This window comes from Nocardioides jiangsuensis, from assembly GCF_019679455.1.
Lineage (GTDB): Bacteria > Actinomycetota > Actinomycetes > Propionibacteriales > Nocardioidaceae > Nocardioides_C > Nocardioides_C jiangsuensis.
In genome coordinates this window covers 349,302-374,387 of the sequence record NZ_JAIEZQ010000001.1, presented here as the reverse complement: position 1 = coordinate 374,387, position 25,086 = coordinate 349,302, and the positions used below count along the sequence as shown (strand labels likewise).

At 71.7% G+C, this 25,086-nt stretch carries 24 protein-coding genes, 1 pseudogene and 1 riboswitch; of the genes and pseudogenes, 12 read left to right on the top strand and 13 right to left on the bottom strand.

The window, feature by feature from the left end; genetic code table 11:
* Positions 1 to 70 precede the first annotated feature (70 nt).
* On the top strand, positions 71 to 1,057 hold the full coding sequence (locus K1X13_RS01845; protein ID WP_221023339.1) for a DNA-3-methyladenine glycosylase family protein: 987 nt from the start codon (positions 71 to 73) through the stop codon (positions 1,055 to 1,057).
* A 237-nt stretch (positions 1,058 to 1,294) separates the two neighbouring features.
* Here the strand turns inward: K1X13_RS01845 and K1X13_RS01840 are convergent, their stop codons facing one another.
* Positions 1,295 to 2,380, bottom strand: coding sequence for a PP2C family protein-serine/threonine phosphatase (locus tag K1X13_RS01840; protein ID WP_221023338.1), 1,086 nt, complete (start codon positions 2,378 to 2,380; stop codon positions 1,295 to 1,297).
* A 353-nt stretch (positions 2,381 to 2,733) separates the two neighbouring features.
* Between K1X13_RS01840 and K1X13_RS19790 the strand changes: the two are divergent.
* Positions 2,734 to 3,000, top strand: a pseudogene (locus tag K1X13_RS19790) (hypothetical protein); the annotation flags it as partial.
* Here the strand turns inward: K1X13_RS19790 and K1X13_RS01830 are convergent.
* Positions 2,960 to 4,195 (bottom strand): phospholipase D-like domain-containing protein, encoded by a 1,236-nt coding sequence (locus K1X13_RS01830; RefSeq protein WP_372450679.1) that lies wholly within the window; start codon positions 4,193 to 4,195, stop codon positions 2,960 to 2,962. The pseudogene K1X13_RS19790 and the gene K1X13_RS01830 sit on opposite strands and share 41 nt — an antisense overlap.
* A gap of 88 nt (positions 4,196 to 4,283) precedes the next feature.
* On the bottom strand, positions 4,284 to 5,072 hold the full coding sequence (locus K1X13_RS01825; RefSeq protein WP_221023336.1) for an META domain-containing protein: 789 nt from the start codon (positions 5,070 to 5,072) through the stop codon (positions 4,284 to 4,286).
* A 163-nt stretch (positions 5,073 to 5,235) separates the two neighbouring features.
* Between K1X13_RS01825 and uvrB the strand changes: the two genes are divergently transcribed.
* The 5 genes from uvrB to K1X13_RS01800 all read left to right on the top strand — a co-directional run bounded on the left by uvrB (position 5,236) and on the right by K1X13_RS01800 (position 10,161).
* The gene (uvrB, locus tag K1X13_RS01820) at positions 5,236 to 7,353 is read left to right on the top strand and encodes an excinuclease ABC subunit UvrB (RefSeq protein WP_221023335.1); all 2,118 of its coding nucleotides are present in this window, start codon (positions 5,236 to 5,238) and stop codon (positions 7,351 to 7,353) included.
* A 2-nt stretch (positions 7,354 to 7,355) separates the two neighbouring features.
* Positions 7,356 to 7,733, top strand: coding sequence for an MmcQ/YjbR family DNA-binding protein (locus K1X13_RS01815; RefSeq protein ID WP_221023334.1), 378 nt, complete (start codon positions 7,356 to 7,358; stop codon positions 7,731 to 7,733).
* The gene (locus K1X13_RS01810; protein WP_221023333.1) at positions 7,733 to 8,167 is read left to right on the top strand and encodes a VOC family protein; all 435 of its coding nucleotides are present in this window, start codon (positions 7,733 to 7,735) and stop codon (positions 8,165 to 8,167) included. The genes K1X13_RS01815 and K1X13_RS01810 overlap by 1 nt, the downstream gene beginning before the upstream one ends.
* Before the next feature lie 294 nt (positions 8,168 to 8,461).
* On the top strand, positions 8,462 to 9,523 hold the full coding sequence (locus tag K1X13_RS01805) for a TerC family protein (protein ID WP_372450653.1): 1,062 nt from the start codon (positions 8,462 to 8,464) through the stop codon (positions 9,521 to 9,523).
* Between the two features lie 77 nt (positions 9,524 to 9,600).
* On the top strand, positions 9,601 to 10,161 hold the full coding sequence (locus K1X13_RS01800; protein WP_221023332.1) for a hemerythrin domain-containing protein: 561 nt from the start codon (positions 9,601 to 9,603) through the stop codon (positions 10,159 to 10,161).
* Between the two features lie 33 nt (positions 10,162 to 10,194).
* Here the strand turns inward: K1X13_RS01800 and K1X13_RS01795 are convergent, their stop codons facing one another.
* Genes K1X13_RS01795 through kstR form a run of 4 tightly spaced genes read right to left on the bottom strand, consistent with a single transcriptional unit; the run spans position 10,195 to position 13,746 of the window.
* On the bottom strand, positions 10,195 to 11,163 hold the full coding sequence (locus K1X13_RS01795; protein ID WP_221023331.1) for a C40 family peptidase: 969 nt from the start codon (positions 11,161 to 11,163) through the stop codon (positions 10,195 to 10,197).
* Positions 11,163 to 12,239, bottom strand: a complete 1,077-nt coding sequence (locus tag K1X13_RS01790; RefSeq protein ID WP_221023330.1) for a mandelate racemase/muconate lactonizing enzyme family protein — start codon at positions 12,237 to 12,239, stop codon at positions 11,163 to 11,165. Before K1X13_RS01790 ends, K1X13_RS01795 begins: the two co-directional genes overlap by 1 nt.
* Positions 12,236 to 13,093, bottom strand: coding sequence for a serine hydrolase (locus K1X13_RS01785; protein WP_221023329.1), 858 nt, complete (start codon positions 13,091 to 13,093; stop codon positions 12,236 to 12,238). The genes K1X13_RS01790 and K1X13_RS01785 overlap by 4 nt, the downstream gene beginning before the upstream one ends.
* Before the next feature lie 47 nt (positions 13,094 to 13,140).
* On the bottom strand, positions 13,141 to 13,746 hold the full coding sequence (kstR, locus tag K1X13_RS01780) for a cholesterol catabolism transcriptional regulator KstR (RefSeq protein WP_225914492.1): 606 nt from the start codon (positions 13,744 to 13,746) through the stop codon (positions 13,141 to 13,143).
* A 157-nt stretch (positions 13,747 to 13,903) separates the two neighbouring features.
* Between kstR and K1X13_RS01775 the strand changes: the two genes are divergently transcribed.
* Genes K1X13_RS01775 through K1X13_RS01765 form a run of 3 tightly spaced genes read left to right on the top strand, consistent with a single transcriptional unit; the run spans position 13,904 to position 16,978 of the window.
* The gene (locus tag K1X13_RS01775) at positions 13,904 to 15,172 is read left to right on the top strand and encodes a glycosyltransferase family 4 protein (RefSeq protein WP_221023327.1); all 1,269 of its coding nucleotides are present in this window, start codon (positions 13,904 to 13,906) and stop codon (positions 15,170 to 15,172) included.
* Complete coding sequence (locus tag K1X13_RS01770) at positions 15,159 to 15,869, top strand: class I SAM-dependent methyltransferase (protein ID WP_221023326.1); 711 nt, start codon at positions 15,159 to 15,161, stop codon at positions 15,867 to 15,869. Before K1X13_RS01775 ends, K1X13_RS01770 begins: the two co-directional genes overlap by 14 nt.
* A gap of 11 nt (positions 15,870 to 15,880) precedes the next feature.
* Entirely contained in the window at positions 15,881 to 16,978 is a 1,098-nt protein-coding gene (locus K1X13_RS01765) for a prenyltransferase (RefSeq protein WP_221023325.1), read from the top strand.
* 23 nt (positions 16,979 to 17,001) lie between these two features.
* On the opposite strand, the gene K1X13_RS01760 is transcribed toward K1X13_RS01765, so the two are convergent.
* Together K1X13_RS01760 and K1X13_RS01755 are read right to left on the bottom strand one after the other, a co-directional pair.
* Entirely contained in the window at positions 17,002 to 17,673 is a 672-nt protein-coding gene (locus tag K1X13_RS01760) for a class I SAM-dependent methyltransferase (protein WP_225914491.1), read from the bottom strand.
* A 48-nt stretch (positions 17,674 to 17,721) separates the two neighbouring features.
* Positions 17,722 to 18,057 (bottom strand): transglycosylase family protein, encoded by a 336-nt coding sequence (locus K1X13_RS01755; RefSeq protein ID WP_221023324.1) that lies wholly within the window; start codon positions 18,055 to 18,057, stop codon positions 17,722 to 17,724.
* 4 nt (positions 18,058 to 18,061) lie between these two features.
* Positions 18,062 to 18,197: riboswitch (cyclic di-AMP (ydaO/yuaA leader) on the bottom strand.
* A gap of 306 nt (positions 18,198 to 18,503) precedes the next feature.
* Here K1X13_RS01755 and K1X13_RS01750 point away from each other — a divergent pair.
* Positions 18,504 to 19,493 (top strand): GNAT family N-acetyltransferase, encoded by a 990-nt coding sequence (locus K1X13_RS01750; RefSeq protein WP_221023323.1) that lies wholly within the window; start codon positions 18,504 to 18,506, stop codon positions 19,491 to 19,493.
* A 129-nt stretch (positions 19,494 to 19,622) separates the two neighbouring features.
* Here the strand turns inward: K1X13_RS01750 and K1X13_RS01745 are convergent, their stop codons facing one another.
* The 4 genes from K1X13_RS01745 to K1X13_RS01730 all read right to left on the bottom strand — a co-directional run bounded on the left by K1X13_RS01745 (position 19,623) and on the right by K1X13_RS01730 (position 21,936).
* Positions 19,623 to 19,988, bottom strand: coding sequence for a collagen-like protein (locus K1X13_RS01745; RefSeq protein WP_221023322.1), 366 nt, complete (start codon positions 19,986 to 19,988; stop codon positions 19,623 to 19,625).
* Positions 19,989 to 20,048: 60 nt separating this feature from the next.
* Positions 20,049 to 20,390 carry a hypothetical protein gene (locus K1X13_RS01740; RefSeq protein ID WP_221023321.1) on the bottom strand — a complete coding sequence of 114 codons (342 nt, stop codon included), beginning with the start codon at positions 20,388 to 20,390 and terminating at the stop codon, positions 20,049 to 20,051.
* A 171-nt stretch (positions 20,391 to 20,561) separates the two neighbouring features.
* Positions 20,562 to 21,215 carry an MBL fold metallo-hydrolase gene (locus K1X13_RS01735; RefSeq protein ID WP_221023320.1) on the bottom strand — a complete coding sequence of 218 codons (654 nt, stop codon included), beginning with the start codon at positions 21,213 to 21,215 and terminating at the stop codon, positions 20,562 to 20,564.
* A gap of 7 nt (positions 21,216 to 21,222) precedes the next feature.
* Positions 21,223 to 21,936, bottom strand: coding sequence for a maleylpyruvate isomerase family mycothiol-dependent enzyme (locus K1X13_RS01730; RefSeq protein WP_221023319.1), 714 nt, complete (start codon positions 21,934 to 21,936; stop codon positions 21,223 to 21,225).
* Between the two features lie 118 nt (positions 21,937 to 22,054).
* Here K1X13_RS01730 and uvrA point away from each other — a divergent pair, with 118 nt between their 5' ends.
* Complete coding sequence (uvrA, locus tag K1X13_RS01725) at positions 22,055 to 25,081, top strand: excinuclease ABC subunit UvrA (RefSeq protein ID WP_221023318.1); 3,027 nt, start codon at positions 22,055 to 22,057, stop codon at positions 25,079 to 25,081.
* Positions 25,082 to 25,086: the final 5 nt, after the last annotated feature.

Sequence of the window (25,086 nt, the reverse complement as noted above, 5' to 3'; positions counted from 1 at the left end):
GGTGTGTGCCGGGGATCGTGCGACTTCCTGCCGGGAGGTCCGTCCGTGGCCGGGGCTAGCCTTGGCCGCGATGTCCGAAGCAGCCCCCGACCCCGCCGCCGTGTCCGCTCCGCTGGAGCGCACCTGGCGGCCGTCCTGGCCGTGCCCGGTCGACGTGGTGCTGCGGCCGGGCCGGCGCGGCGCGGGCGACCCCACCTTCCGCACCGACCCCGACGGCACGATCTGGCGGGGCCTGCGCACCCCCGAAGGCGTCACCACGCTGCGGGTCGGCACCCGCCCGTACGACGGTGAGGTGCACGCCACCGCGTGGGGTCCCGGCGCCGCCTGGGTGCTCGACGAGCTCCCGGCGATGCTCGGCGCCGGGGACGACCCGAGCGGCTTCGAGCCGCGCCACCGGGTGATCGCGGAGGCGCACCGCCGCCACCCGCACTGGCGGCTCGGCCGGAGCGGACTGGTGATGGAGTCGCTGGTGCCGGCGGTGATCGAGCAGAAGGTGACCGGCCAGGAGGCCTTCGCGGGCTTCCGGATGATGGTCTACCGGTTCGGCGAGCAGGCACCCGGCCCCGGCGCGGAGCGCGGGCTGTGGGTCCAGCCGTCACCCGAGCAGGTTCGGCTAATCCCGTCGTGGGAGTGGCTCAAGCTGCACGTCGACCCGGCCCGCTCCCGGACCATCCTCCGGGCGGCGCAGGTCGCCGCCGCGCTCGAGCGGACCGTTGGTCTCGACGGCGACGAGGTGGACCGGCGGCTCCGGTCGGTCCCCGGGATCGGCGTGTGGACGTCGGCGGAGGTGCGTTTCCGGGCGCACGGCGACGCAGACGCGGTGAGCTTCGGCGACTACCACATCGCCAAGAACGTCGGCTGGGCCCTGACCGGCGAGGAGGTCGACGACGACGGGATGGCCGAGCTGCTCGAGCCCTACCGCCCGCACCGGCACCGGGTGCAGCGGCTCGTCGAGCTCGCGGGGCTGGGCCGCCCGCGGCGGGGTGCCCGGATGGCCCCCCGGCGGCACCTCCCCGCCACGGTCACCCGGCGGCCGTACCCGCGCCGGCGCCCCTGAGGGCAGCGCGCGACGGCGGCCCCACCGCCGTACCGTCCGCGCTCACTGGGTGTGTCCCTATTGGCGGCCGCGCGCTAGGCACGCGCGTTTACCGGATCTGCCGATGTGCGGACGTCCCGGCCTGGCGCTTGAGTCCTTCGGCATTGGCACCTCATGGACCGGGATCTTTAGGTAGAGCCGCTCGCGCGCGAGTGGTGGCTCGTGGCGACCGTTCTCCACCACTGGCGCGACCATCTCTCACCACTCGGTCTCACCACTCGCGTGAGTTGCCCCCCCGGTGAGACGCCCGGCCGTGTTCTCCAGCAGCACGATGGCGAGGTCGTCGCTGAGCCGACCGCCCGCAATGTGACGCCGGACCCGCTCAAGGACGCCATCGAGCGCGACATCGGGCTGCGCCGCTGCAAGGGTGGGGGCCAGTTCGAGTAGCGGGAGGAACCGACCCTGCTCGTCGCGCGCCTCACTGAGGCCATCGGTGTACAGCAGCAGTCGGTCGCCGGCCTCCCACGACAGCGTGACCGACTCGTCTCCGGCACCCAGCCCCAGCGGCAACCCGGGCGGCACGGTCAGCAGTTCGGCGGTCCCGTCGGGACGGATGAGCATGGGGGGTGGGTGACCGCACGACAGGAGGTCGACTCGGCCGCGATGGGAAGCATCAACCATCAGCGCGGTGGCGAAGTCCTCGTCACCCATGAACGGCGTCAGGTAGGCGTCCACATCGCTGGCGACATCGGGCAGCGACGTCGCGGTGGCCGCCGCCTGGCGGAACGCGCGGATCACGCGAGCCGCCTGCTCGACGGCCGCGAGCCCCTTGCCGCGCACGTCACCGACCAGGAACCGGACGCGGGCCCCGGCGAGCGAGCAGTCGTAGAGGTCCCCACCCACGACGGCGTCCTCAACCGCGCTCTGGTAGCGCGCGGTCACCCGCACGTCGGCGGCCGCGGCCGGCAGGGTGGGCAGAACGGCACGCTGGGCCACCTCCGCGATGGTGGCCACGTGCCCGAAGCGACGCTCCCGGCGGACCCGGACCTCGGCGATCACCACGGCGGCCGCTCCCACCAGGACCACGTCGAGCAGCCGCACCCACTGCTGCGCGGTGTCCCAAGCCTCGTTGTACAGACCCGACAGCACCACGAGCACGACCGCAGCGGCCGCAAACCCAGCGGTGGCGCGCGGCGACAGCACCGCGGCAGCCACCAGCGCAGCGAGCGCGAACAGCGGGTCGGGCGAGATGTCGGGCGGTACGAGGACGTCGACCACGGAGAGCAGCAGCAGCCACGCCACGGCGATGAACGCCCCCAGCCGGACCGCCCGGGTGTTCGTCACGGACTCCTCCTAGGTCGCCTCGTCCTGCCATCAGCGTCGCACGACCTCCCGCGGGGCCGGGCCGTCCGCGGCAGGTCGCGTTCGACCTCCCCGTCGCGTCAGCACCGTCCAGTTCGTACTCGTCAGAGGTGCCGTTGGAGCCATGGAAGTGGACTCGGTCCCGGGGTCGCTATCTCCCAGGTCTCGTCGCGCGGACGCTTCTAGCCTCCATGCCGTTAGCGTCTCAGTTCTCGGGCTCCAACGACCGGATCTGCCGCTGATCGTGAGCTCTGACATGGCGATGAGGGGATGTTGTGGGGGCGTGCCCGCATACTGCCTAGCGTGTCGCCCCATCTCCTTGCGACAACAAGCGTCGTCCCATCATGACCCTTGCCGAGCGTGTCGCCGTGATCGAGTCCTGCAGGTACGTCGACGAGGTGATCGAAGACGCCCCGCTCCAAGTGACCGAGAGTTTCTTGGCCCGGCGCGTTGAACACCGGCTCCAGCAGGTCCCACTGGTCATCGGTCAGGTCACTTGGGTACGGCATTCCCCGCACGGTGACCACGGGAACCGTCCGCGCAATAGGGACACACACCCAGTCAGAGGAACGGGCGAAGCGGGGCCAGCACCATCTCGGTGAACTTCTTGTGCACGCCGCGGGAGTCCCACTCCTCGCGCTTGAGCTCCTGGGCGTTGCTCAGATCGGTCTCGAAGATCCGCTCCATCTGCGCGGCGAGCTCGCGGTCGATGAACTCCACGTTGATCTCGTAGTTGCCGGTCATGCTCAGCCGGTCGATGTTCGCGGTGCCGATGGTGGACCAGCGGCCGTCGATCGTGGAGGTCTTCGCGTGCACCATCGCCCCCTGGTACAGGAAGATCCGCACCCCGCTCGACAGCAGCTGTCCGTAGTAGCCGCGTGAGAGCCAGTCGGCGACGACGTGGTTGGACGTGGCCGGCACCAGCAGGCGTACGTCGACCCCGCGGCGCGCGGCGGAGGTGAGCGCCTCGACGAAGTCGGAGTCGGGGATGAAGTACGCGTGCGTCATGTAGATGTGGCTGTACGCGCGCGCGATCGCCTCGAGGTACATCGCCCGGATGGGGAACATCCACAGCCGGGGCACGTTGCGGTGCACCCGGATCCGGGGCTCCCAGTCCGACGCGGTCTCGAGCAGCAGCGGGCGGCGGCCGTGCTCGGCGCGGCGGTGGAGGTTCCAGAAGTCGGCGAAGGCCCGCTTGAGGTCGGCGACCCCGGGGCCGGTGATCCGGACGTGGGTGTCGCGCCACTCGGTGGCGTAGGCGGTGCCCACGTTGTAGCCGCCGACGAAGCCGACCTTGTCGTCGACGACCAGGATCTTGCGGTGGTCACGGCCGTAGCGGCGCAGGTCGAAGAACCTCCAGCCGGCGTTGTAGACGGGGTACTCCATCACCCGCAGCCGTGGCCCGAACCGCTTGAACAGCGGGGAGACCACGAGGTTGGCGAACCCGTCGTAGATCGCGTAGACCTCCACCCCGCGGGCGGCGGCGTCGGTGAGCGCGCGCTTGAACTGCTCGCCGACCTCGTCGCCCTTCCAGATGTAGGACTCGAAGAGGATCTGCTGCTCCGCGTCCTCGATCGCGGCGAGCATGTCGTCGTACAGGTCCTGGCCGTAGGTGTAGGTGCGCACCGCGCCGTCGCCGATGGTGACGTCCCCGGGCGGGTCGGACGGGAACGGCTTGGGCTTCTTGCCGCGGCGGCGGTACGAGTCGACCGCGGTCATCACCACCGCGACGAGCATCGGGACGCCGAAGAACACGCCCAGGGCACGGCGGGCCATGGTGCTCAGCGGACCGCCCATCGACCACACGGGGGACCTCTTCCGGCCTCGGCGCTTGCTCACAGAGGCAAATCTAGTCAGAGAACCAAGGCTGTCCGCGGCGATCGGGCTACTCGGCCCGGAACACGAGCCCCAGGTCGCCTCCGGCGGTGAGGGTGAGCAGGTCCCCCTGGATCACCGCGCGGAAGCCGTCCCCGAGCACCGCGAGCACCTGCCGGTCCTGGGACTCGGTCGCCGGTGGGCACGTGCCGCCCTCGGGGGACGGGTCGACGTCGATCCTCAGGACCTGCACGTCGGGTCCGCTGACGGCGTACTCGCCTCGGAAGGACCGGCAGCCCGTCTCGCCCTCGAGGGTGCCGTCCTCGTGCAGGACGAGCCCCGGCCGCCCGCCGGAGACGCTGGCCGCGCTCTCGCCGTCGAGGAGGGACTCGAGCGACCAGGCCGTCCCGACCAGGTCCGCGTCCCGGACGGGTGGGTCGAGGTCGAACTCGAGACGCACGTCCGCCCCGGTGAGGACGAGCCGGCGTTCGCCGACCGCGACGGCGTCCACCGCCCCGAGCGCGGAGAGGTACCGCTGCTCCAGCGTCATCACCGCCGGTGGGCACGCCATCTCCGTCACCATCACCTGACCGAGGCGGAGGCGGTCGCCGTCCCGCTCGAGCCTCGTGCCGTAGTGGTTGCAGGCTGACCGGCCGGAGACCTCACGCCCGTCGACCGCCAGCGTGACCGGCGTGGCCGCGGACAGGGGGAGCGGCCCGTCGGCGTCGCCGGCGCTCGCCAACCGCCAGCTCCCGTCGAGGTCGTCCGTCGCACCGCCCGGGGAGCCCGTGCCGGGCTGGGCGCAGGAGGACAGCAGGACGACGGTCAGGGCGGCCGTGGCCGCGAGGCGTGGGTACATCCGGAGGCTCCTGCCCGTCGTGGGGTGAGGGTGTGACGTCCCCGCGTGCCGGCCGGTTCCGGCGGGGCCTGTGAGCATCCTGCCCGGGACGCGCTGCGTGCGTGGTCCTCTCCGCGCGTTCGGCCCCGGAGAGCTGTCGGAGGCGCCCCGTAGGCTGGTCGACATGAGGCCCGTGACCGATCTCGAGCGCAGGGTTGCGCCGTTCCAAGTCGTCTCCGACTACTCCCCGTCGGGAGACCAGCCCACGGCGATCGCCGACATCGAGAAGCGGATCACGGCGGGGGAGCAGGACGTCGTCCTCCTCGGCGCCACCGGCACCGGCAAGACCGCGACGGTCGCGTGGGCGGTCGAGAAGCTCCAGCGCCCCACGCTGGTGCTCCAGCCCAACAAGACCCTGGCCGCGCAGTTCGCGAACGAGCTGCGGCAGCTCTTCCCGGACAACGCGGTCGAGTACTTCGTCTCCTACTACGACTACTACCAGCCCGAGGCGTACGTCCCCCAGACCGACACCTACATCGAGAAGGACTCCTCGATCAACGAGGAGGTCGAGCGGCTGCGGCACTCCGCGACCAACTCGCTGCTCACCCGGCGCGACGTGATCGTGGTGTCCACGGTGTCCTGCATCTACGGCCTGGGCACGCCCCAGGAGTACGTCGACCGGATGATCCGGCTCAAGGTGGGCGACGAGCACGACCGCGACACGATCCTGCGCCAGCTCGTCGGGATCCAGTACTCCCGCAACGACGTGGCGTTCACCCGCGGCACGTTCCGGGTCCGCGGCGACACCCTGGAGATCTTCCCCGTCTACGAGGAGCTCGCCGTGCGGGTGGAGTTCTTCGGCGACGAGATCGAGCGGCTGATGACGCTGCACCCGGTGACCGGCGAGGTCGTCACCGAGGACCAGGAGCTCTACATCTTCCCGGCCACCCACTACGTCGCGGGTCCGGAGCGGATGGAGCGGGCGATCCAGGGCATCGAGCACGAGCTGGAGGAGCAGCTCGCCACCTTCGAGAAGCAGGGCAAGCTGCTCGAGGCCCAGCGGCTGCGGATGCGGACGACGTACGACATCGAGATGATGCGCCAGGTCGGCTCCTGCTCGGGGATCGAGAACTACTCGATGCACATCGACGGCCGCAACCCCGGCTCGGCGCCGAACTGTCTGCTCGACTACTTCCCCGAGGACTTCCTGCTCGTGGTCGACGAGTCGCACGTCGCGGTGCCGCAGATCGGCGGCATGTACGAGGGCGACATGTCCCGCAAGCGGAACCTGGTCGACCACGGCTTCCGCCTGCCGAGCGCGATGGACAACCGCCCGCTGAAGTGGGAGGAGTTCCTCGAGCGGATCGGGCAGACGATCTACCTGTCCGCGACCCCGGGCAAGTACGAGCTCGACAAGGTCGGCGGCCACGGGAACGTGGTGGAGCAGATCATCCGGCCGACCGGCCTGGTGGACCCCGAGGTCGTGGTGAAGCCGACCAAGGGCCAGATCGACGACCTGATCCACGAGATCCGGCTGCGGGTGGAGCGCAACGAGCGGGTCCTGGTCACCACGCTGACCAAGAAGATGTCCGAGGACCTCACCGACTACCTGCTCGAGGCCGGGGTCCGTACCCGCTACCTGCACAGCGAGGTCGACACGCTGCGCCGGATCGAGCTGCTCCGCGAGCTGCGGATGGGGGAGTACGACGTCCTGGTCGGGATCAACCTGCTCCGCGAGGGCCTCGACCTGCCCGAGGTCTCGCTGGTGGCGATCCTCGACGCCGACAAGGAGGGCTTCCTGCGCTCCGACAAGTCGCTGATCCAGACCATCGGCCGGGCCGCCCGCAACGTCTCGGGCCAGGTGATCATGTACGCCGACAAGGTCACCCCGTCGATGGAGAACGCCATCGAGGAGACCAACCGTCGCCGCGAGAAGCAGGTCGCCTACAACAAGGCCAACGGTGTCGACCCGCAGCCGCTGCGCAAGAAGATCGCCGACATCACCGAGATGCTGGCCCGCGAGGACGAGAGCACCGAGGAGCTGCTCAAGACCTGGCAGAAGGCCGGCGGCGAGAAGGGCAGGAAGGCTCCGGTGCCGGGGCTGTCCCGCGAGGCGGGGCAGCACGCCGCGGAGCTGGCCGGGCTGCCGTCGCAGGACCTCGCCGAGCTGGTCGCGCAGCTGACCGAGCAGATGCACGCGGCCGCGGCCGAGCTGCAGTTCGAGCTCGCCGCGCGGCTGCGTGACGAGATCTCCGAGCTGAAGAAGGAGCTGCGGCAGATGGTGGAGGCCGGGGCGAGGTGACCGTGGCGCTCTCCCACGAGGCACTGGTCGCCTACTGCCTCGGCAAGCCCGGGGCATGGGAGGACGAGCCGTGGGAGGGCGACCTGGTCGCCAAGGTGCACCTGAGGATCTTCGCGTTCCTCGGCTCGCCGCCGGCGCCGGGGGAGAGCGGCACCAGCGTCGGGCTCAAGTGCGGCCCCACCCGGGAGGCCGCCGACGAGTGGCTGCTGCGCTATCCCGGGGACGCCGGCGTGATGCCCTACATCGGCCGCTCGGGCTGGAACACCCTGCGGGTCGGGTCGAGGATCCCGGACGACGAGATCCTCGAGGCCGTCGACACCTCCTACCGGCTCGTCGTCTCGAAGATCGCCAAGCGCCACCGACCGGAGGGATGGGACTGATGGCCACAGCCGTCCAGGTCACGTTCGACTGCGCGGACCCCGCCAGGCTCGCCGCGTTCTGGGCGGAGGTGCTGGAGTACGTGCTGCAGCCCCCGCCGCCGCCGTACGCCAGCTGGGACGAGGCGCTCGACGCCTTGGGCGATCCCGACGAGGACCGCAACTCCCGGTCCGCCGTGGTCGACCCCGACGGGGCCGGCCCCCGGTTGTTCTTCCAGCGGGTGCCCGAGCCGAAGACGGTGAAGAACCGGCTGCACCTCGACGTCCGGGCCGCGCACGGCGCCACCGGTGACGAGCGTCGTCAGCGTCTCGAGGCGGAGGCCGAGCGGCTGGTCGGGCTGGGCGCGACGCGGCTGCGGGTCTCCGAGCCGCAGGGGTTCAGCGACCTGTTCCTGGTCATGGCCGACCCGGAGGGCAACGAGTTCTGCCTGGACTGACCCGGTCCCGGTGACCATCCCGCGCGCCGTGCCCGGGTTCCGGCACGGGTTTGGTGGGTACGCACCCGTCTGGGAGGATGGCACCTGCGTGGAGGGGAGTATTCCTTCGCAACGGTGTCGTCATCACGGTCTCGTCCGGCTCGTCCGGGTGCTGGGCCCGGCGCCGTTGGTCCGGTGACGCCAGCGTCCCCCCGGACGGAAGAGACCTCCGGAGCCAGTCCTTGTCATGTGAGTCGGTGTTCGTACGCCTGTGCGGGTACCGCCCGACCGAGAACACTCCGGAGGAGTACGTTCGTGGATAGATTGCTTGGCGACTCCGTCGCCTCACCGACCATCTGGATCATCACGGTTGTCGTGACGGTCGGTGTCCTGCTCGTCGACCTGCTCATCATCGGTCGGCGTCCGCACGAGCCCTCCATGAAGGAGGTCTCGACACACCTCGCCTTCTTCATCGGCCTGGCCGTGGTCTTCGGGCTGGCCCTCTGGTTCTTCGCCGAGCCGCACGAGCTGAGCCCTGCGCCGGGGCCGGAGTTCTTCGCCGGCTGGCTCACGGAGTACTCCCTCTCCGTGGACAACCTGTTCATCTTCCTCATCATCATGAGCAAGTTCTCGGTGCCGCGGCAGTACCAGCAGACGGCGCTGATGATCGGCATCGTGCTCGCGCTGATCATGCGCGCGGTCTTCATCCTCGTCGGCGCCGCGGCGATCAACCAGTTCAGCTGGGTGTTCTACGTCTTCGGCGCGTTCTTGATCTTCACCGCGTTCAAGCTCGCCAAGGAGGGCGGCGAGGACGAGGAGGAGTACGAGGAGAACAAGCTGATCAAGTTCGTCGAGAAGCGGTTCCCGGCGACCAAGGAGTACGACGGCACGAAGCTGTTCACCAAGGAGAACGGCAAGCGCCTGATCACCCCGATGTTCCTGGTGATCCTCACGCTCGGCACCACCGACCTGCTCTTCGCGCTCGACTCGATCCCCGCCATCTACGGCCTCACCAAGGACCCGTACCTGGTGTTCACCGCGAACATCTTCGCGCTGATGGGGCTGCGCCAGCTGTACTTCCTCATCGGCGGCCTGCTCCAGCGCCTGATCTTCCTGTCGTACGGCCTCGCGTTCCTGCTCGGCTTCATCGGCGTGAAGCTCGTGATGCACGCGCTGCACGAGAACCAGCTGCCGTTCATCAACGGCGGCGAGCACATCGAGGCTGCCTGGCTGGAGATTCCGATCTGGCTCTCCCTCGCGGTGATCGTCGGCACGCTCGCGGTGACCACGGTGGCCAGCCTGGCGGTCTCGCGCAACCGGGACCAGAAGGAGCTCGCGGCCGAGACCGGCCCGCGTCGCGACTGGGAGAACGGCTGACCCAGCCGCCCCGGCGGGCGTGCGTCACATCGGGGCGAGCCGGGCATGAGCGGGAGGCCAGGGGGTATACCGGACCCATGAGTACTCCCATCGAGCTCGGCCGTCCCGTGTCCGGTGACGTCGTCGACCTGATCCTCGAGGACCACCGTCGGTTCGAGCAGCTGCTCCGCCAGCTCCGTGACAGCAGCAGCGACCGCGACGCCGTACGGCGCGCGTTCGCCACGCTGCACGTCGCCCACGCGGAGGCGGAGGAGAAGCTCGTCTACCCGGTGCTACGCCGCAAGGACGCCATCGACGAGCACGAGGCGGAGCACGGGCAGGAGGAGCACGCCGAGGGCAACGAGGCGCTCCTGGCCGTCCTCGAGCTGAAGGGCACCGACACCCAGTCGTTCGACGACGCGGTGGAGGAGCTGGCCGGGCTCGTCAACCACCACCTCACCGAGGAGGAGCTGACGATCCTCAACCCGGCCCGCGAGGAGATCTCCGAGGAGGCCCGCGCCGAGCTGGGCGAGCAGTTCGCGACCGAGCGGAACCGGCAGATCGACGCCGACTGCGGCCGGATCGAGAACGTCCGCGAGATCGTCGCCCGGGCCGAGAAGCAGGGCCTCCTCGACGACGAGGAGGGCGAGGAGGGCTGAGGGCTCCGCCCCGTCACACGGCCACGACGCCGGTCAGCGTCCCGAGAGCTCGCGGGGCAGCTGGCCGGCGTCCGGCTTTCTCACCCGCCCCGCGGCGACCAGGTGCTCGTAGCGGGGTGGCGCCATCGGTGCGTCCTCGACGAGCTCCCCGCTCTCCGGCGCGTGCAGCATCCACCGGGTGCCGTCGTCCAGCAGCGGCGAGGTCGCGAAGCCCACGTGGTAGACCCGCTGCCCGGGCCGCGCGAAGAAGTACAGGTCGCCCGGCTCCACCTCGTCGAGCGCCACCGACACGACCTGCTCGGCCTGGTCGCAGGCGTCCCGCGCGACCCGGACCCCGTGGGCGCGGTAGGTCAGGTGGACGAGCCCGGAGCAGTCGAGCCCCCAGGCGCTGGTGCCTCCCCACAGGTAGCGCAGGCCGAGGAACTGCCGGGCGGTGTCGAGCAGGTCGTCGGGCCCGTACGCCTGCTGCTGTCCCCGGTGCGCGAGCCGCAGCGTCTCCCATGCCAGGGTGCCGGTGCGGCCCCCGGGGAGCAGCACCTCGGCGGTGTCGTCGCCGACGCCGGACACCCACAGCGCGGTGCCGAAGGAGAGCTCGGTCTTGGTGCCGTCGCCGAGGGTGCAGACACCGGTCGGGGTGATCACGGACGCCGCCGCTCCCCGGGTCCGGGGGACCGGGGAGGCCAGGTGTGCGCGGCGGACCCAGCCGGGGTAGCCGCGCGGGTGGCGGGAGGACCCCTGGCCCAGGGCGGCCACCCGCACCCACTCGCCCCGGTGCTCGAGCACCAGGACCGCCTCGCCGAGGAGCAGCTGGGTCAGCGTGCGGCCGTCGAGCCCCTTGCGGACCTCGGCGCTCATCGCCGCGGTCCACGTGGCCACGTCCGGCTCGTCGAGGACCGCGGGCATGTCCAGCGACCGGGGGGCCTCGGGCGAGGTCCACACGGTGGCGACGGGGACGGCGACCTCGAACACGTCGGGGCTGCCGGGCGGCGGGTGGTCGGCCATCAGACGAGCTCCTCGATCCCGAGCCCGGGACTCTCCGGGAGTACGACGGCCGCCCCGTCGTACCGCAGGCCGCCCCGCACCGGTGAGGAGCCGGCCCACCATGCCGCGTCGAGGTCGGAGGTGAGCGTGGTGCCGTACGCCGCGACCAGGCTGGCCGCCGCGCCGACGCCGATGTGGGTCTCCATCATCGAGCCGACGATGGTGCCCATGTCGTGCGCGCGGGCGAGCTCGAGCAGGGTGCGGGCCGGCCCGATGCCGCCGCACTTGGCGAGCTTGACGTTGACCAGGTCGGCCGCCCGGCGGTGGATCACCTCGACCAGGTCGCGGACGCCGTACACCGCCTCGTCGGCCATCACCGGGGTGCCGACCCGGGCGGTGACCCAGGCCAGGCCGTCGAGGTCCTCGGCGCGCACCGGCTGCTCGACGACCTCGACGTCGGTGTGGGCGTCCTCGAGGGCGCCGATCACCCGCACCGCCTCGCGGGGTGTCCAGCCCTGGTTGGCGTCGAGCCGGATCGCCACGTCCGGGCCGACGGCCTCCCGTGCGGCGCTGACCCGGGCGACGTCAGAGGCGGCGTCGGTGCCGACCTTGAGCTTGAGCACCGAGAAGCCGTCGGCGACCCGGGCGGCCGCGGCGGCGGCGAGGTCGTCCACGGTGCCCGCGGCGAGGGTGACGTCCGTGGGCACGCGGTGGGTGGTGGAGCCGAGAAGCACCGGGAGGCTGACCCCGCGGCGCCGGGCGACGAGGTCGTGCAGCGCGACGTCGACAGCGGCCTTGGCGCCGTGGTTGCGGGCCACCGCCCCGGCCACCGCGCGGGTGAGCGGGCCCAGGTCGTCGGCGTCCGCGCCGAGCAGCCGCTCGCGCAGCGGGCCGGCCACGCAGGCCTCCGCGCCGGCCAGGGACTCGCCGGTCACCTGCCACACCTGCGGCGCCTCGCCCCACCCGGTCACGCCGTCGGTGTCGGTCACCCGGACCACCACGCTGTCCGTGGTGGAGGTGCGCCGCAGCGCGGTCACGAACGGGGTGTGCAGCGGCGTGGTCAGCCGGGTGCACGTCACGCTCTCGATCTTGCTCATGCCATCCGTCCCTGCCAGATCGCGCGGCTGATGCCCGCGATCACCTCGCTCGCCTCGTCCTCGGGTACGTCGACCGTGGTGCACACGGCCAGCACGTAGGGCTCGGCGTCCCAAGGACGGACCAGCGCGACGTCATGGGCGACCCCCTCCACCCAGCCGGTCTTGTTCGCAACGTACGTGCCGGCCGGAAGGCCCGCCGGGATCTTGTCCCGGTACTCCTGGGCCGCAACAACCTCCTCGACCGCGGCGCACGTGTCCGTCGTGGCCAGGCGGCGGGTGGCGACCCCGGCCATCACCAGGGCCAGGTCGTGGGCGGTGACCAGGTTGTCCGTCCCGGACTCGCGGGCCACCGCGTCGCCGATGCCGCGGGGGAGCGTCGTGCGCGGGCCGCACCCGGCGTCGGCGAGCACGTCGGCCACGGCGGCCGTTCCGACCCGCTGCAGGACGAGGTTCGTCGCGAGGTTGCCCGAGCGGACGATGCTGTGGCGCACCAGCCGTCGCAGCGTCGCCTCCGACCCGAGCAGCGCCCAGGTCTCGTCGTCTTGGTCGTCGTCCTGCTCCAGCGCGAAGGCGGACCCGTCGGCCGCGGACGCGAACCGGTTGTGCACCGGCACCGGGCGGTCGAGGTCGAGGGCGCCGCGCTCGTGCAGGCGGTACGCGGCGACCAGCAGCGGCAGCTTCATCGTGCTCGCGGCGTAGTGCCGGGCGTGCTCGTCGCGGGCGACCCAGGGCACGCCGTCCAGGGAGCCGCACCAGACCGACACCGCGCCGTCGCGGCCCGGCGGGAGCAGCGTCGCGGCGAGGTCGTCGAGCCTCCGGCCGACCGTCGCGGCAAGGGGCAGACCGGGGCGCATGCGACGACCCTACCGACGTCGAGGTCGCCGGTCCCGCGGACGCGCGGTCAGCGCAGCAGCAGCCGCGCCGCGACCTCCATCGACTTCGCCACGTCCTCCGCGGAGGCGCGTCCGGTGACCCACTGGACGAGGCTGGCCAGCCACACGTCGCCGATCACCTTGGCGATCGCGACATCGTCCTCGGACGGCTCGATCCGGTCGGTGGGCACCGCCGGGTCGTGCATCGCACGCATCAGCATCCGGGAGACGTGGGTGGCGACCACCCGGATCTCGCCGGCCACCGAGGCGTCGGCGAACATGAACGCCCGGGTGAGCGCCTCGGTGAGGTTCGGGTCGCGCTGGAGCGCGCGGGTGGTGCGTTCGAGCACGTACGTGACCCGGTCGGCGGCGGTGTCGCCGGGGACCGGCTTGCGCTCGAGGGACTCCACGGCCTGCTCGAACTCCCGGCCGAGCGCGGAGACGAGCAGGTGGATCTTCGAGGGGAAGTAGCGGTAGAGCGTGCCCAGGGCCACGTCGGCGTGCTCCGCAACGGTGCGCATCTGCACCGCGTCGAAGCCGCCCGCGGAGGCCAGGGCGATGGTCGCGTCGAGGATCCGCCGGCGGCGTTCCTGCTGGGCCGCCGAGCCGAGCTCCTCGGACGTGAGGGACCTCATACCTGCCACCGTGTCCGCTCCCGTTGCCATCGCGCCGCCCCGTCGTTGTGGTTGTGCCCCCGGCGGGCCGGGGTCCCTCGCCCCGTAGGCTAGCAGCGGGCGGCAGCCAGACAAGAACACGTTCCACTTCGTTTCTCGGACAAGCAGGAGGTAACCGGTGCGCATCGCGCTGCTGTCCTACCGCAGCAAGCCGCACTGTGGCGGCCAGGGCGTCTACGTCCGGCACCTCAGCCGGGAGCTCGTCGCGCTCGGCCACGACGTCGAGGTGTTCTCCGGCCAGCCCTACCCGGAGCTCGACCCCGGCGTGCGCCTGACCAAGCTGCCCAGCCTGGACCTCTACCGCGAGCCCGACCCGTTCCGAACCCCGCGTCCGAGCGAGATCCGGGACGCGGTGGACGTCCTCGAGGTGGCCACGATGTACACCGCCGGGTTCCCGGAGCCGCTCACGTTCAGCCTCCGCGCGGCCCGGCTGCTGCGCCGCCGGCTGACCGACTTCGACGTGGTGCACGACAACCAGACCCTCGGGTACGGGATGCTCGACCTGGCCCGGGCCGGGATCCCGATGGTGACCACGATCCACCACCCGATCACCTTCGACCGGCGGGTCGACCTCGCCGCTGCCCGCGGCTGGAAGCGGCTGACCACCCGCCGCTGGTACGGGTTCCTGGCGATGCAGGGCCGGGTCGCGCGGCGGATGTCGCACATCCTCACCGTCTCGCGGTCCTCGGCGCGCGACATCGCCGCCGACTTCAAGGTTGCCCCGGACCGGATCGAGGTGATCCCGCTCGGCGTGGAGCCGGAGGTCTTCCAGCACTACCAGGACCCGCGGGTCCCCGGCCGGATCGTGGCGATGGCCAGCGCGGACACCCCGATGAAGGGAGTGGCCACCCTCCTCGAGGCGTTCGCGAAGCTGCGCACCGAGCGCGACGTGGAGCTGCTGCTCATCTCGAGGCCGAAGCCCGGCGGGCGCACCGAGCAGCTGCTGGAGAGCCTGTCGATCAAGGACAGCGTCCGGTTCGTCAGCGGCCTCAGTGACACCGAGCTCGCCGAGGTGGTCGGGTCGGCCGAGGTCGCCTGCGTCCCGTCGCTGTACGAGGGGTTCTCGCTGCCGACCGTCGAGGCGATGGCCTGCGGCACACCGCTGGTGGTCAGCCGCGCCGGCGCGATCCCCGAGGTGGTGGGGGAGGACGGCGTCTGCGCGGACCTGGTCACCCCCGGCGACGTACAGGAGCTCGCCCACGCGCTCGGCGCCCTGCTCGACGACCCCGACCGCCGGGCCCGGATGGGCGCCGCGGGCCGGCGCCGCGCCCTGGAGCGGTACAGCTGGCGCGCGGTGGCCGAGGCCACGGCCGCGGCGTACGCCCGGGCGATCGAGGACACCCACCGCACCCGGCCCACGAGGGGGACCCCGCATGCTGACCGTTGACTTCGACCGGCTCGGCGTGGAGCCGGGTGACCGTGTCCTCGACATGGGCTGCGGCGCCGGGCGGCACGCGTTCGAGCTCTACCGCCGCGGCACCGACGTGATCGCGTTCGACCAGGACGCCGACGAGCTCTCCGCGGTGTCGGACATGTTCGCCGCGATGCGCGCGGAGAACCAGGTCCCCGACGGCGCCGACGCCGACGTGAAGCAGGGTGACGCGCTCCAGCTGCCGTTCGCCGACGGCGAGTTCGACCGGGTCGTGGCCGCGGAGGTCCTCGAGCACATCCCCGACGACGAGGCGGCCATCGCCGAGCTGGTCCGGGTGCTGCGGCCGGGCGGCACGATGGCCGTCACCGTGCCCCGCTGGCTCCCCGAGAAGATCTGCTGGGCGCTCTCCGACGCGTACCACGAGGTGGAGGGCGGCCACGTCCGCATCTACACCGGGGACGAGCTCGTCGGCAAGCTCCGGCGTGCGGGCATGACCTTCACCGGCAAGCACCACGCGCACGCGCTGCACGCGCCGTACTGGTGGCTCAAGTGCGCTGTCGGCGTGGACGACTCCGACCATGTGCTGCCGCGGACCTACCACCGGATGCTGGTCTGGGACATCATGAAGCGCCCCTGGCTCACCCGCACCGCGGAGCGGCTGCTCGACCCGGTGATCGGCAAGAGCATGGTCCTCTACCTGAGCAAGCCCTGACCCCACCGCGCATGCCGGACGCCATCCCCTCGCTGCCCGGGCTGCTCGGCCCGCAGGACGTGCGCGCCACCGCGGCCGCGATCGCGCGCGCCCAGGAGCCGAGCGGCGCCATCCCGTGGTTCCCGGGCGGGCACGTGGACCCGTGGGACCACGTCGAGTGCGCGATGGCGCTGCTGGTCGGCGGCGAGGTGGACGCGGCCGAGCGCGCCTACGGCTGGCTGTTCGCCAGCCAGCGGCCCGACGGGACGTGGCCGATCCGGACGGTGGCCGGGGTGGTCGAGGACGCCGGCGCGGACACCAACATGTGTGCCTACGTCGCGGTCGGGGTCTGGCACCACTGGCTGGTGCGCCGGGACGAGGCGTTCGTACGCCGCGCCTGGCCGGTCGTCCGCGCGGCGCTGGACCTGGTGACCGCGCTCCAGCTGCCCTTCGGCGGGATCGCCTGGGCCCGCAACGCGTACGGCGGCGTCGCGGACACCGCGCTGGTCGCCGGCAGCTCGAGCATCCACCACGCGCTCGCCTGCGGGCTCGCCCTCGCGGAGCTGCTCGACGCCCCGCAGCCGGAGTGGGAGCTGGCGGCCGGCCGCCTCGGGCACGCGCTCCGCGCCCACGAGGACCTGTTCGACCCCAAGCCGCGGTACTCCATGGACTGGTACTACCCGGTGCTCGGCGGCGCCGTGCGCGAGGCCGACGCGGCCGCCCGGATCGCCGCCCGCTGGGACGACTTCGTGGTCGACGGGCTCGGCATCCGGTGCGTGGACGACCACCCGTGGGTGACCGGGGCGGAGACCTGCGAGCTCGTGATGTCGCTCGACGCGATCGGGCAGCGCGACCGCGCGCTCGGGCAGCTCGACGCCATGCAGCACCTGCGCGACCCGGACGGGTCGTACTGGACCGGGTACGTCTTCGCCGACGACGCCCGGTGGCCGGAGGAGTGCAGCACGTGGACGGCGGCGGCGGTGGTGCTCGCGGTCGACGCGCTGGCGGGAACCACGCCGGGCTCGGACATCTTCCGCGGTGCCACGCTGCCGAGCGGGTTCACCGACCTCGGCCTCGAGTGCGGCTGCGCGCCGGCGGACGACCTCCGGGCCGGCGCCCGCGCCGACTGACCTCCCCGTCGCGGACGGGGGGCTCAGCGGACCGGGTCGCCTGCCTCGCCGCGGACCCGGGTGAGGACCCGCATCGACCCGAGCGCGGCAGCCTCGACGAAGTCGCCGCTCTCGAGCGCGCGCAGGTAGACCCGGTACGGCGGCTGGCCGCCGTCGGCGGGGTCCGGGAACACGTCGTGGATCACCATGGTGGCGCCGTGGGCGACCCAGCGGCCGAAGCCGGTGTAGTCGTTCCCGGCGTGCTCGTCGGTGTGCCCGCCGTCGACGAACAGCAGCGACAGCGGCGTGCGCCAGTGTGCGGAGACCGTCGTGGACCGGCCGACCACCGCGACCACCTCGTCCTCGAGCCCGGCCGCCGCGATCGTCCGGCGGAAGTGGCCGAGGGTGTCGATCCGGCCGACCTCGGGGTCGACCAGGGTCGGGTCGTGGTAGTCCCAGCCCGGCTGGTTCTCCTCCGACCCCCGGTGGTGGTCGACGGTGAACACGGTCCCGCCGGTGGCCCGGGCGGCCGCGCCGAGGTAGACCGCGGACTTCCCGCAGTAGGTGCCGACCTCGAGGGCCGGGCCGCGCGGGAGCCGCTCGAGCGCGACGCCGTACAGCAGCGCGCCCTCGTCCTCGGGCATGAAGCCCTTGGCCCTCAGGGCGTGGGCCAGCAGGTCCTCGGGCATCGGCGGGGTGGCCTCGTGCGGCGGCATGGCGTCAGCGTAGCCACGGCCCGCCGACCCCCGAGGAGGTGCTGCGGGTCAGCCCAGGCCGAGCTGCTGCGAGCAGGACGGCCAGGCGCCCCAGCCCTGGGCGCGGCGGACGCGCTCGGCCACCTTGATCTGCTCGTCGCGGCTGGCGCGGTGGGCGTTGCGGGCGAACTTGCCGCCGCCGAACGCCCGCCACGTCGAGCTGCTGAACTGCAGCCCGCCGTAGTAGCCGTTGCCGGTGTTGATGTGCCAGCGCTTGTCGGACTCGCAGCTCGCCAACCGCTTCCAGGTGCGCAGCGAGGCGGCCTCGGCGGGGGAGGCGACGAGCACGGGGCTCAGGGCGGAAAGAAGGGCGACGAGGGTCGCCAGGAACATGCGTGTGGGCATGACAACCAGACCTCTCCAACGCCTGCGAGGTCAGCTGTCGGGTTCGGGCGGAAGGTCGTGCCCGGCCCGAGCGCCGGTGAGGGCGTTCGGGCTTCACCCCGAGGTTGCTCCGTTGCGACGTCGTCCGGCGCGCGTGCGCCGGGTCGAGCCGCTCCGGGGAACCGTGGATCGTGGGTCCCCCGCTCCTGTCCGCGGGTGGTGTCGAACGACCTGGCCGGGGGCGGACAGGACTCGGCGTCCCACCGGCACAGCGCCCCGCCGGAGTGGCAGGGCCCGACCAGGCTACGAACGCCCCCAGAGGTCCGGCAACTCCCTGTGGCTGGTTGACCAGACAGAGGTTTGAAGTCGGGGCGATTGCGGCACACGGGAGTGTTGGCCGCGCAGAGGTGACGCCGGCGCGGGAAAACCCCTCGCGGCGGAGGGCGCGCCGGGAGCATCCTCGGCTCATGGACATACGCCAGTTCACCCCCGACGACGCCGAGACCGTCGGCGCCGTCGTCGCGCTCGACAACGCCGTGAACGCGGTCGACGCGCCGTTCCTGCACCCGATGACGCCCGCGGTGCTCACCGGGATGCTGCGCCACGGCTGGGACGGCGAGGTCCCGGTCACGTACGCCGCGTGGGAGTCCGACCGGCTCGTGGGCCGGGTGACGGTGCACACCAGCGAGTGGGACAACCTGCACCTCGCGTGGACCGGGGTCTGCGTGCACCCGGAGCTGAGGCGCGCGGGGCGGGGCAGCGAGCTGCTCGGCTTCGCCGAGGACCGGGTCCGCGAGCTGGGCCGGACCAGCATCGGCTGTGACGGCTGGGACCTCCCCGGCACCCACGGCTTCGCGGAGCGGCACGGACTGCCCCGCCGCGGCGCGGCGATCAACCGGCGGCAGACCCTGGCGAAGGTGGACCGCGCTCGGGTCGGCGCCCTGTACGACGACGCGCTGGCCCACGCCGGGGCGTACGAGCTGGTTCGCATCACGGGGCGTACCCCCGAGCACCTGCTCGACGCGGTCGCGGAGATGACCGCGGCGATCAACGACGCCCCGACCGACGACCTCGACCTCGAGGACGAGGTTTTCCCGACGGAGCGGATCGTCGCTTACGAGCGGGCTCAGGAGCTGCGCGGCCGCCGGATGTACCGGGTGGTCGCCCGGCACAAGGAGACCGGCGCCCTGGCCGGGCACACGGTCGTGGCCGTGGAGTCCGAGCGTCCGTGGATCGGTGATCAGCACGACACCGCCGTGGTGCGCGCGCACCGCGGGCATCGGCTCGGGCTGCTGCTGAAGGCGGACATGATGCGCTGGCTCGCGGACGAGGAGCCGGCACTGGAGACCGTCGACACGTGGAACATGGAGTCCAACGACCACATGATCGGCGTGAACGAGGCGCTCGGCTACGAGGCGCTGGGCCGGGAGTACCAGTTCCAGCGGGACGTCCGCTGACGCGGCCCGGGCAGGGCACGACCACCATCGAGCAGCCGCACTGCCCGCCCTGGTCGAGCGCGGCGCGACTTCCCGGTGCGCGGCCGGCTCCTCGAGATGCTCACGGACCGACCGGCCGCGGCGCCGGTGTCACTCGGTGACGCAGACCGTCTTCTTGGACACCCGGACCTCCTGGCGCACGAGCGTGACGTCCGTGACGACCTCCATCGCACGGCCGGCGCAGCCGGTGGTGCCGAGGTCGTAGGTGCGCGGTTCGGGTGCCTTGGCGTCCTTGCCCGGCTTCCCCGGCCTGCCGGGACGACCCGGCTTCCCGTCCTCGCCGGGAGCGCCGTCGGTGCCCCGCTCGCCCTTCTCACCCGGAGGGCCCTGCAGCCCCGTCTCGCCCTGCGTCCCCTTGAGGTTCTCGCCGTACACGGCGACCGCCCCGAACGACCCCAGGAAGCCGAACACCACCGCGACGACGGCGGTGAGCAACAGCATCGGTAGTTTCCCCATGCCACCGACGGTAGAGCCGATATGTCGTGCACGTCCGGGGATCGCCCGATCCTGGGGTGCCTAGTGCGGGGTGACGATCTCGGCGAAGACGAAGGAGACCACGAGGCCCAGCCAGGCGCCGGTCAGCGCCAGCGTGGTGATCCCCAGCCAGAACCCGGCCCGGCCCAGGGAGCCACCCGCCAGCCGGCCCCCTGCGACCGCCCCGACCGAGGCGAGCAGCGCCACCCAGGGCGCGACGAACAGCACCACCTGCCAGATGCCCACCGTGAAGCTGGCGTCATGGACCCAGGACGCCCAGACGACGGTCGCGAACAGCAGGAGAAGGAGTGCGGCGAGGACGCCCAGACCGAAGGCTGCCCGGTCCGCGCCGGGGCGGGGGAGGTGCAGGGGGTGGGAGGTCATGCACCCAGTCTCGACAGACCGGCGGCGCGCGGTGGAGGGCCGGAGGTCCCGCGGCGGATGGGAGCATTGATCCATTGCCGAGCTCCGCGATGGTCTTCACCGGGCCCTGATGGTGGTTCCGCAGCTCGTCGCGCAAGCCGTGCTGGCACAGCGCAAGCCGTCCATCACCCTTCACCAGCCGCGGGCGCGCCACTCGTCGAGGTGGGGGCGCTGCTCGCCGAGCGTGGAGTCGTCCCCGTGGCCGGGGTAGAACCAGGTCTCGTCGGGCAGCCGGTCGAAGAGCTTGGTGGTCACCTCGTCGAGCAGGGTCTTGAAGTCCGCCGCGGACCACGTCTTGCCGACGCCGCCGGGGAAGAGCGAGTCGCCGGTGAACAGGTGAGGCGTGCCGGAAGGGTCGTCGTACAGCAGCGCGATCGAGCCGGGGGTGTGCCCGACGAGGTGGATCACCTCGAGCTCGCAGTCGCCCACCGCGACCGTGTCGCCGTGCAGCACCGGGCGGGTGATGGGCACCGGGATCTCGGGTGCGTCGTCCGCGCCGGCGACCGTCTCCGCACCGGTGGCCTCCACGACGGCGGCGAGGCCCTGCCAGTGGTCCGCGTGGCGGTGGGTGGTGACCACGCGCGCCAGGCCGTCCGCGCCGATGAGCGAGAGGAGGCGGTTGGGCTCGTTCGCGGCGTCGATCATCACCTGCTCGTCGGTGCGCTGGCAGCGCAGGAGGTAGGCGTTGTTGTCCATGTCGCCGACCGACATCTTGGTGATCGACAGGTTGGCGAGGTCCCGCACGTCCGGGGCACCGCCCGGCCTCACCTTGCCCCGGTAGGTCATCAGCAGGTCATCTCCATCGTCCTAGGTCCGGAAGCGTGTCCGCGTCCGACCCTAGTGCGCCGTCGTCGCCGCGGCCGAGCACGTACCAGGCCAGGTCGCAGGCACGGCCGGTGATCTCCGGGCCCTGCCCCTGGACGCCGTACTTCCACAGCCCGCCGGTGTCGGTGGCGCGGAGCACCATCGCGGGCCCGTCGGCACGGTCGTCCTTGACCCGTTCGACGAGCACGTCGGCGAAGGCCGGGTCCCAGTCGCGGTGGGTGAAACCGAGGTCGAGGTCCGCGTGGTGCACCTCCACCTCGATGCGCCGGCGCAGGGCGATGTCGCGCGCCGGGAAGGTGGAACCGCCCGCCGCGCCGGACACGAGGGCGTCCTCGTGCTTCACGTCGAGCTCGTTGATCGCCTGGAGCAGCCGCCCGCACGAGGCGGAGGAGTCCACCCGCAGGTCGTGCGCCGAGCGGCCCGCGCCCGCCTCGATGTCGGCGTCACGCTGCTCGCGGGAGGGGTACATGGAGCGCTCCTCCCCGCTCTCCGCCCCGTGCAGCAGGTTGCAGAAGGCGTCGGCGTTGCGTGCGAGGTGCGTCACGACGTGACCACGGGACCAGCCGGGCAGCAGCGAGGGTGCCCGCATGTCGTCGTCGTCGAGTTCTGTCAGCGCTCCCAGATACCGTGTGGTGGCGACGACCATCTCGACTAGATGGGGGATCGACGTGGAGGTCTCCATGGCCCCCATCATCCGCCGATGCCCCGTCTTGTGCTAGCCGATAGGATGGCGAACACTTGTTCGAACACAGCGGTCCGGGACGACGGCGGGCCCCACACGACGACTCACGAGGGAAGCAGTGGCCGACCAGCTGATCATCCGGGGTGCCCGGGAGCACAACCTCAAGGACGTCTCCCTCGACCTGCCCCGCGACGCCCTGATCGTCTTCACCGGCCTCTCCGGCTCGGGTAAGTCCAGCCTCGCGTTCGACACGATCTTCGCCGAGGGGCAGCGCCGGTACGTCGAGTCGCTGTCGGCGTACGCACGCCAGTTCCTCGGCCAGATGGACAAGCCGGATGTTGACTTCATCGAGGGGCTCTCGCCCGCGGTGTCCATCGACCAGAAGTCGACCTCGAAGAACCCTCGCTCGACGGTCGGCACGATCACCGAGGTGTACGACTACCTCCGCCTGCTCTACGCCCGCGCGGGACGTCCGCACTGTCCCAAGTGCGGCCGGCCGATCGCCCGGCAGACCCCGCAGCAGATCGTCGACCGGGTCCTCGAGCTCGAGGAGGGCAGCCGTTTCCAGGTGCTCGCGCCGGTGATCCGCGGTCGCAAGGGGGAGTACGTCGAGCTGTTCCGCATGCTCCAGACCCAGGGCTTCTCCCGGGTCCGGGTCAACGGCGAGACGCACCAGCTGACCGAGCCGCCGAAGCTCGACAAGCAGAAGAAGCACACGATCGAGGTCGTCGTCGACCGGCTCTCGGTGAAGGAGTCCGCCAAGCGTCGGCTCACCGACTCGGTGGAGACCGCACTCGGCCTGTCCTCGGGCCTGGTCACGCTCGACTTCGTCGACCTGCCCGAGGACGACGAGCACCGCGAGCGGACCTTCTCCGAGCACCTCGCCTGCCTCCACGACGACCTGTCCTTCGAGGAGCTCGAGCCGCGCTCGTTCTCGTTCAACTCGCCCTTCGGCGCCTGCCCCGAGTGCCACGGCCTCGGCACCCGGATGGAGGTCGACCCCGAGCTGGTGATCGCCGACCCGTCCGCGACGCTGGGTGAGGGCGCGATCGGCCCCTGGTCCGGCGCCCACGTGTTCGACTTCTTCACCCGGCTGCTCGGCGCTCTCGGCGACGAGCTCGGGTTCGACCTGAACACGCCCTGGGAGAAGATCCCGGCCAAGGCCCGGAAGTCCATCCTCGACGGGCACCCGACCAAGGTGCACGTGCGGCACCGCAACCGCTACGGCCGCGAGCGCTCGTACTACACCTCCTTCGAGGGTGTCCGCCCGTACATCGAGCGGCGGCACCGCGAGGCGGAGTCCGACACGAGCCGCGAGCGGTTCGAGGGCTTCATGCGCGAGGTGCCCTGCCCGACCTGCCGCGGCAGCCGCCTCAAGCCGGTGTCCGTGGCGGTGACCATGGGCGGCAAGAACATCGCCGAGGTGTGTGCGCTCCCGATCAACGAGACCGCGGAGTTCCTGCGCACCCTCGAGCTCTCGCCCCGCGAGCGGCAGATCGCCGAGCGGGTGCTCAAGGAGATCCAGGAGCGGCTCAACTTCCTGCTCGACGTCGGCCTCGACTACCTCTCCCTGGACCGCCCCTCGGGCTCGTTGTCCGGCGGTGAGGCGCAGCGGATCCGGCTCGCCACGCAGATCGGCGCCGGCCTGGTCGGGGTGCTCTACGTCCTCGACGAGCCGTCCATCGGCCTGCACCAGCGCGACAACCACCGGCTGATCGAGACGCTGGTCCGGCTCAAGGACCTCGGCAACACCCTGATCGTCGTCGAGCACGACGAGGACACCATCCGGGTCGCCGACTGGGTGGTCGACATCGGCCCCGGTGCCGGCGAGCACGGTGGCCAGGTCGTGGTCTCGGGCACGGTCGACGAGCTGCTGAACCACCACGACTCCCAGACCGGCATGTACCTCTCCGGACGCAAGGAGATCCCGGTCCCCGAGGTACGACGCCCCCGGACCCCGGGCCGCGAGCTGAAGGTGATCGGCGCCAAGGAGCACAACCTCCAGAACGTCGACGTGGCCTTCCCGCTCGGGATGTTCGTCGCGGTCACCGGGGTGTCCGGCTCCGGCAAGTCCACGCTGGTCAACGACATCCTGTACACCTCGCTGGCCAAGCAGATCTACAACGCCCGGACCGTCCCGGGCCGGCACCGGACGATCGCCGGTGTCGAGCACGTGGACAAGGTGATCCACGTCGACCAGTCGCCGATCGGCCGCACCCCGCGGTCCAACCCGGCGACGTACACCGGGGTCTTCGACCACGTCCGCAAGCTGTTCGCGTCCACGCCCGAGGCGAAGATGCGCGGATACCTCCAGGGCCGGTTCTCGTTCAACGTCAAGGGCGGCCGCTGCGAGGCGTGCTCCGGCGACGGCACGATCAAGATCGAGATGAACTTCCTGCCCGACGTGTACGTGCCGTGCGAGGTCTGCCACGGCGCCCGCTACAACCGCGAGACGCTCGAGGTGCACTACAAGGGCAAGACGATCGCCGAGGTCCTCGACATGCCGATCGAGGAGGCGGTCGACTTCTTCGAGGCGATCCCGGCCATCTCGCGGCACCTGCGCACCCTGGTCGACGTGGGCCTCGGCTACGTCCGCCTGGGCCAGCCCGCGCCCACGCTGTCCGGCGGCGAGGCCCAGCGGGTGAAGCTTTCCGCGGAGCTGCAGAAACGGTCCACCGGCCGCACCGTGTACGTCCTCGACGAGCCGACCACCGGCCTGCACTTCGAGGACATCCGCAAGCTGCTCCTGGTGCTCGGCCGTCTCGTCGACGCCGGCAACACGGTGCTGGTGATCGAGCACAACCTCGACGTGATCAAGACCGCCGACTGGCTGGTCGACATGGGACCCGAGGGCGGCAGCCGCGGTGGCCTGGTCGTCGCCGAGGGCACCCCGGAGCAGGTCGCGGCCAACGGCGACAGCTACACCGGCCAGTTCCTCGCGCCGCTGCTCGAGGGCCGCGCCGCCACCGTGGCGAAGTCGAGGTGCGTCGTCGCCGCCAAGCAGGCCGGGTCGGGGACGACCACGAAGGCCACCGCGAAGAAGGCCACCGCGAAGAAGGCGACGACGAAGAAGGCCGCGGGGAAGAAGACCGCGGCGAAGAAGGCCACCAAGCAGGCCACGACCAGGCGGACCAGCACCACGTAGCCCTT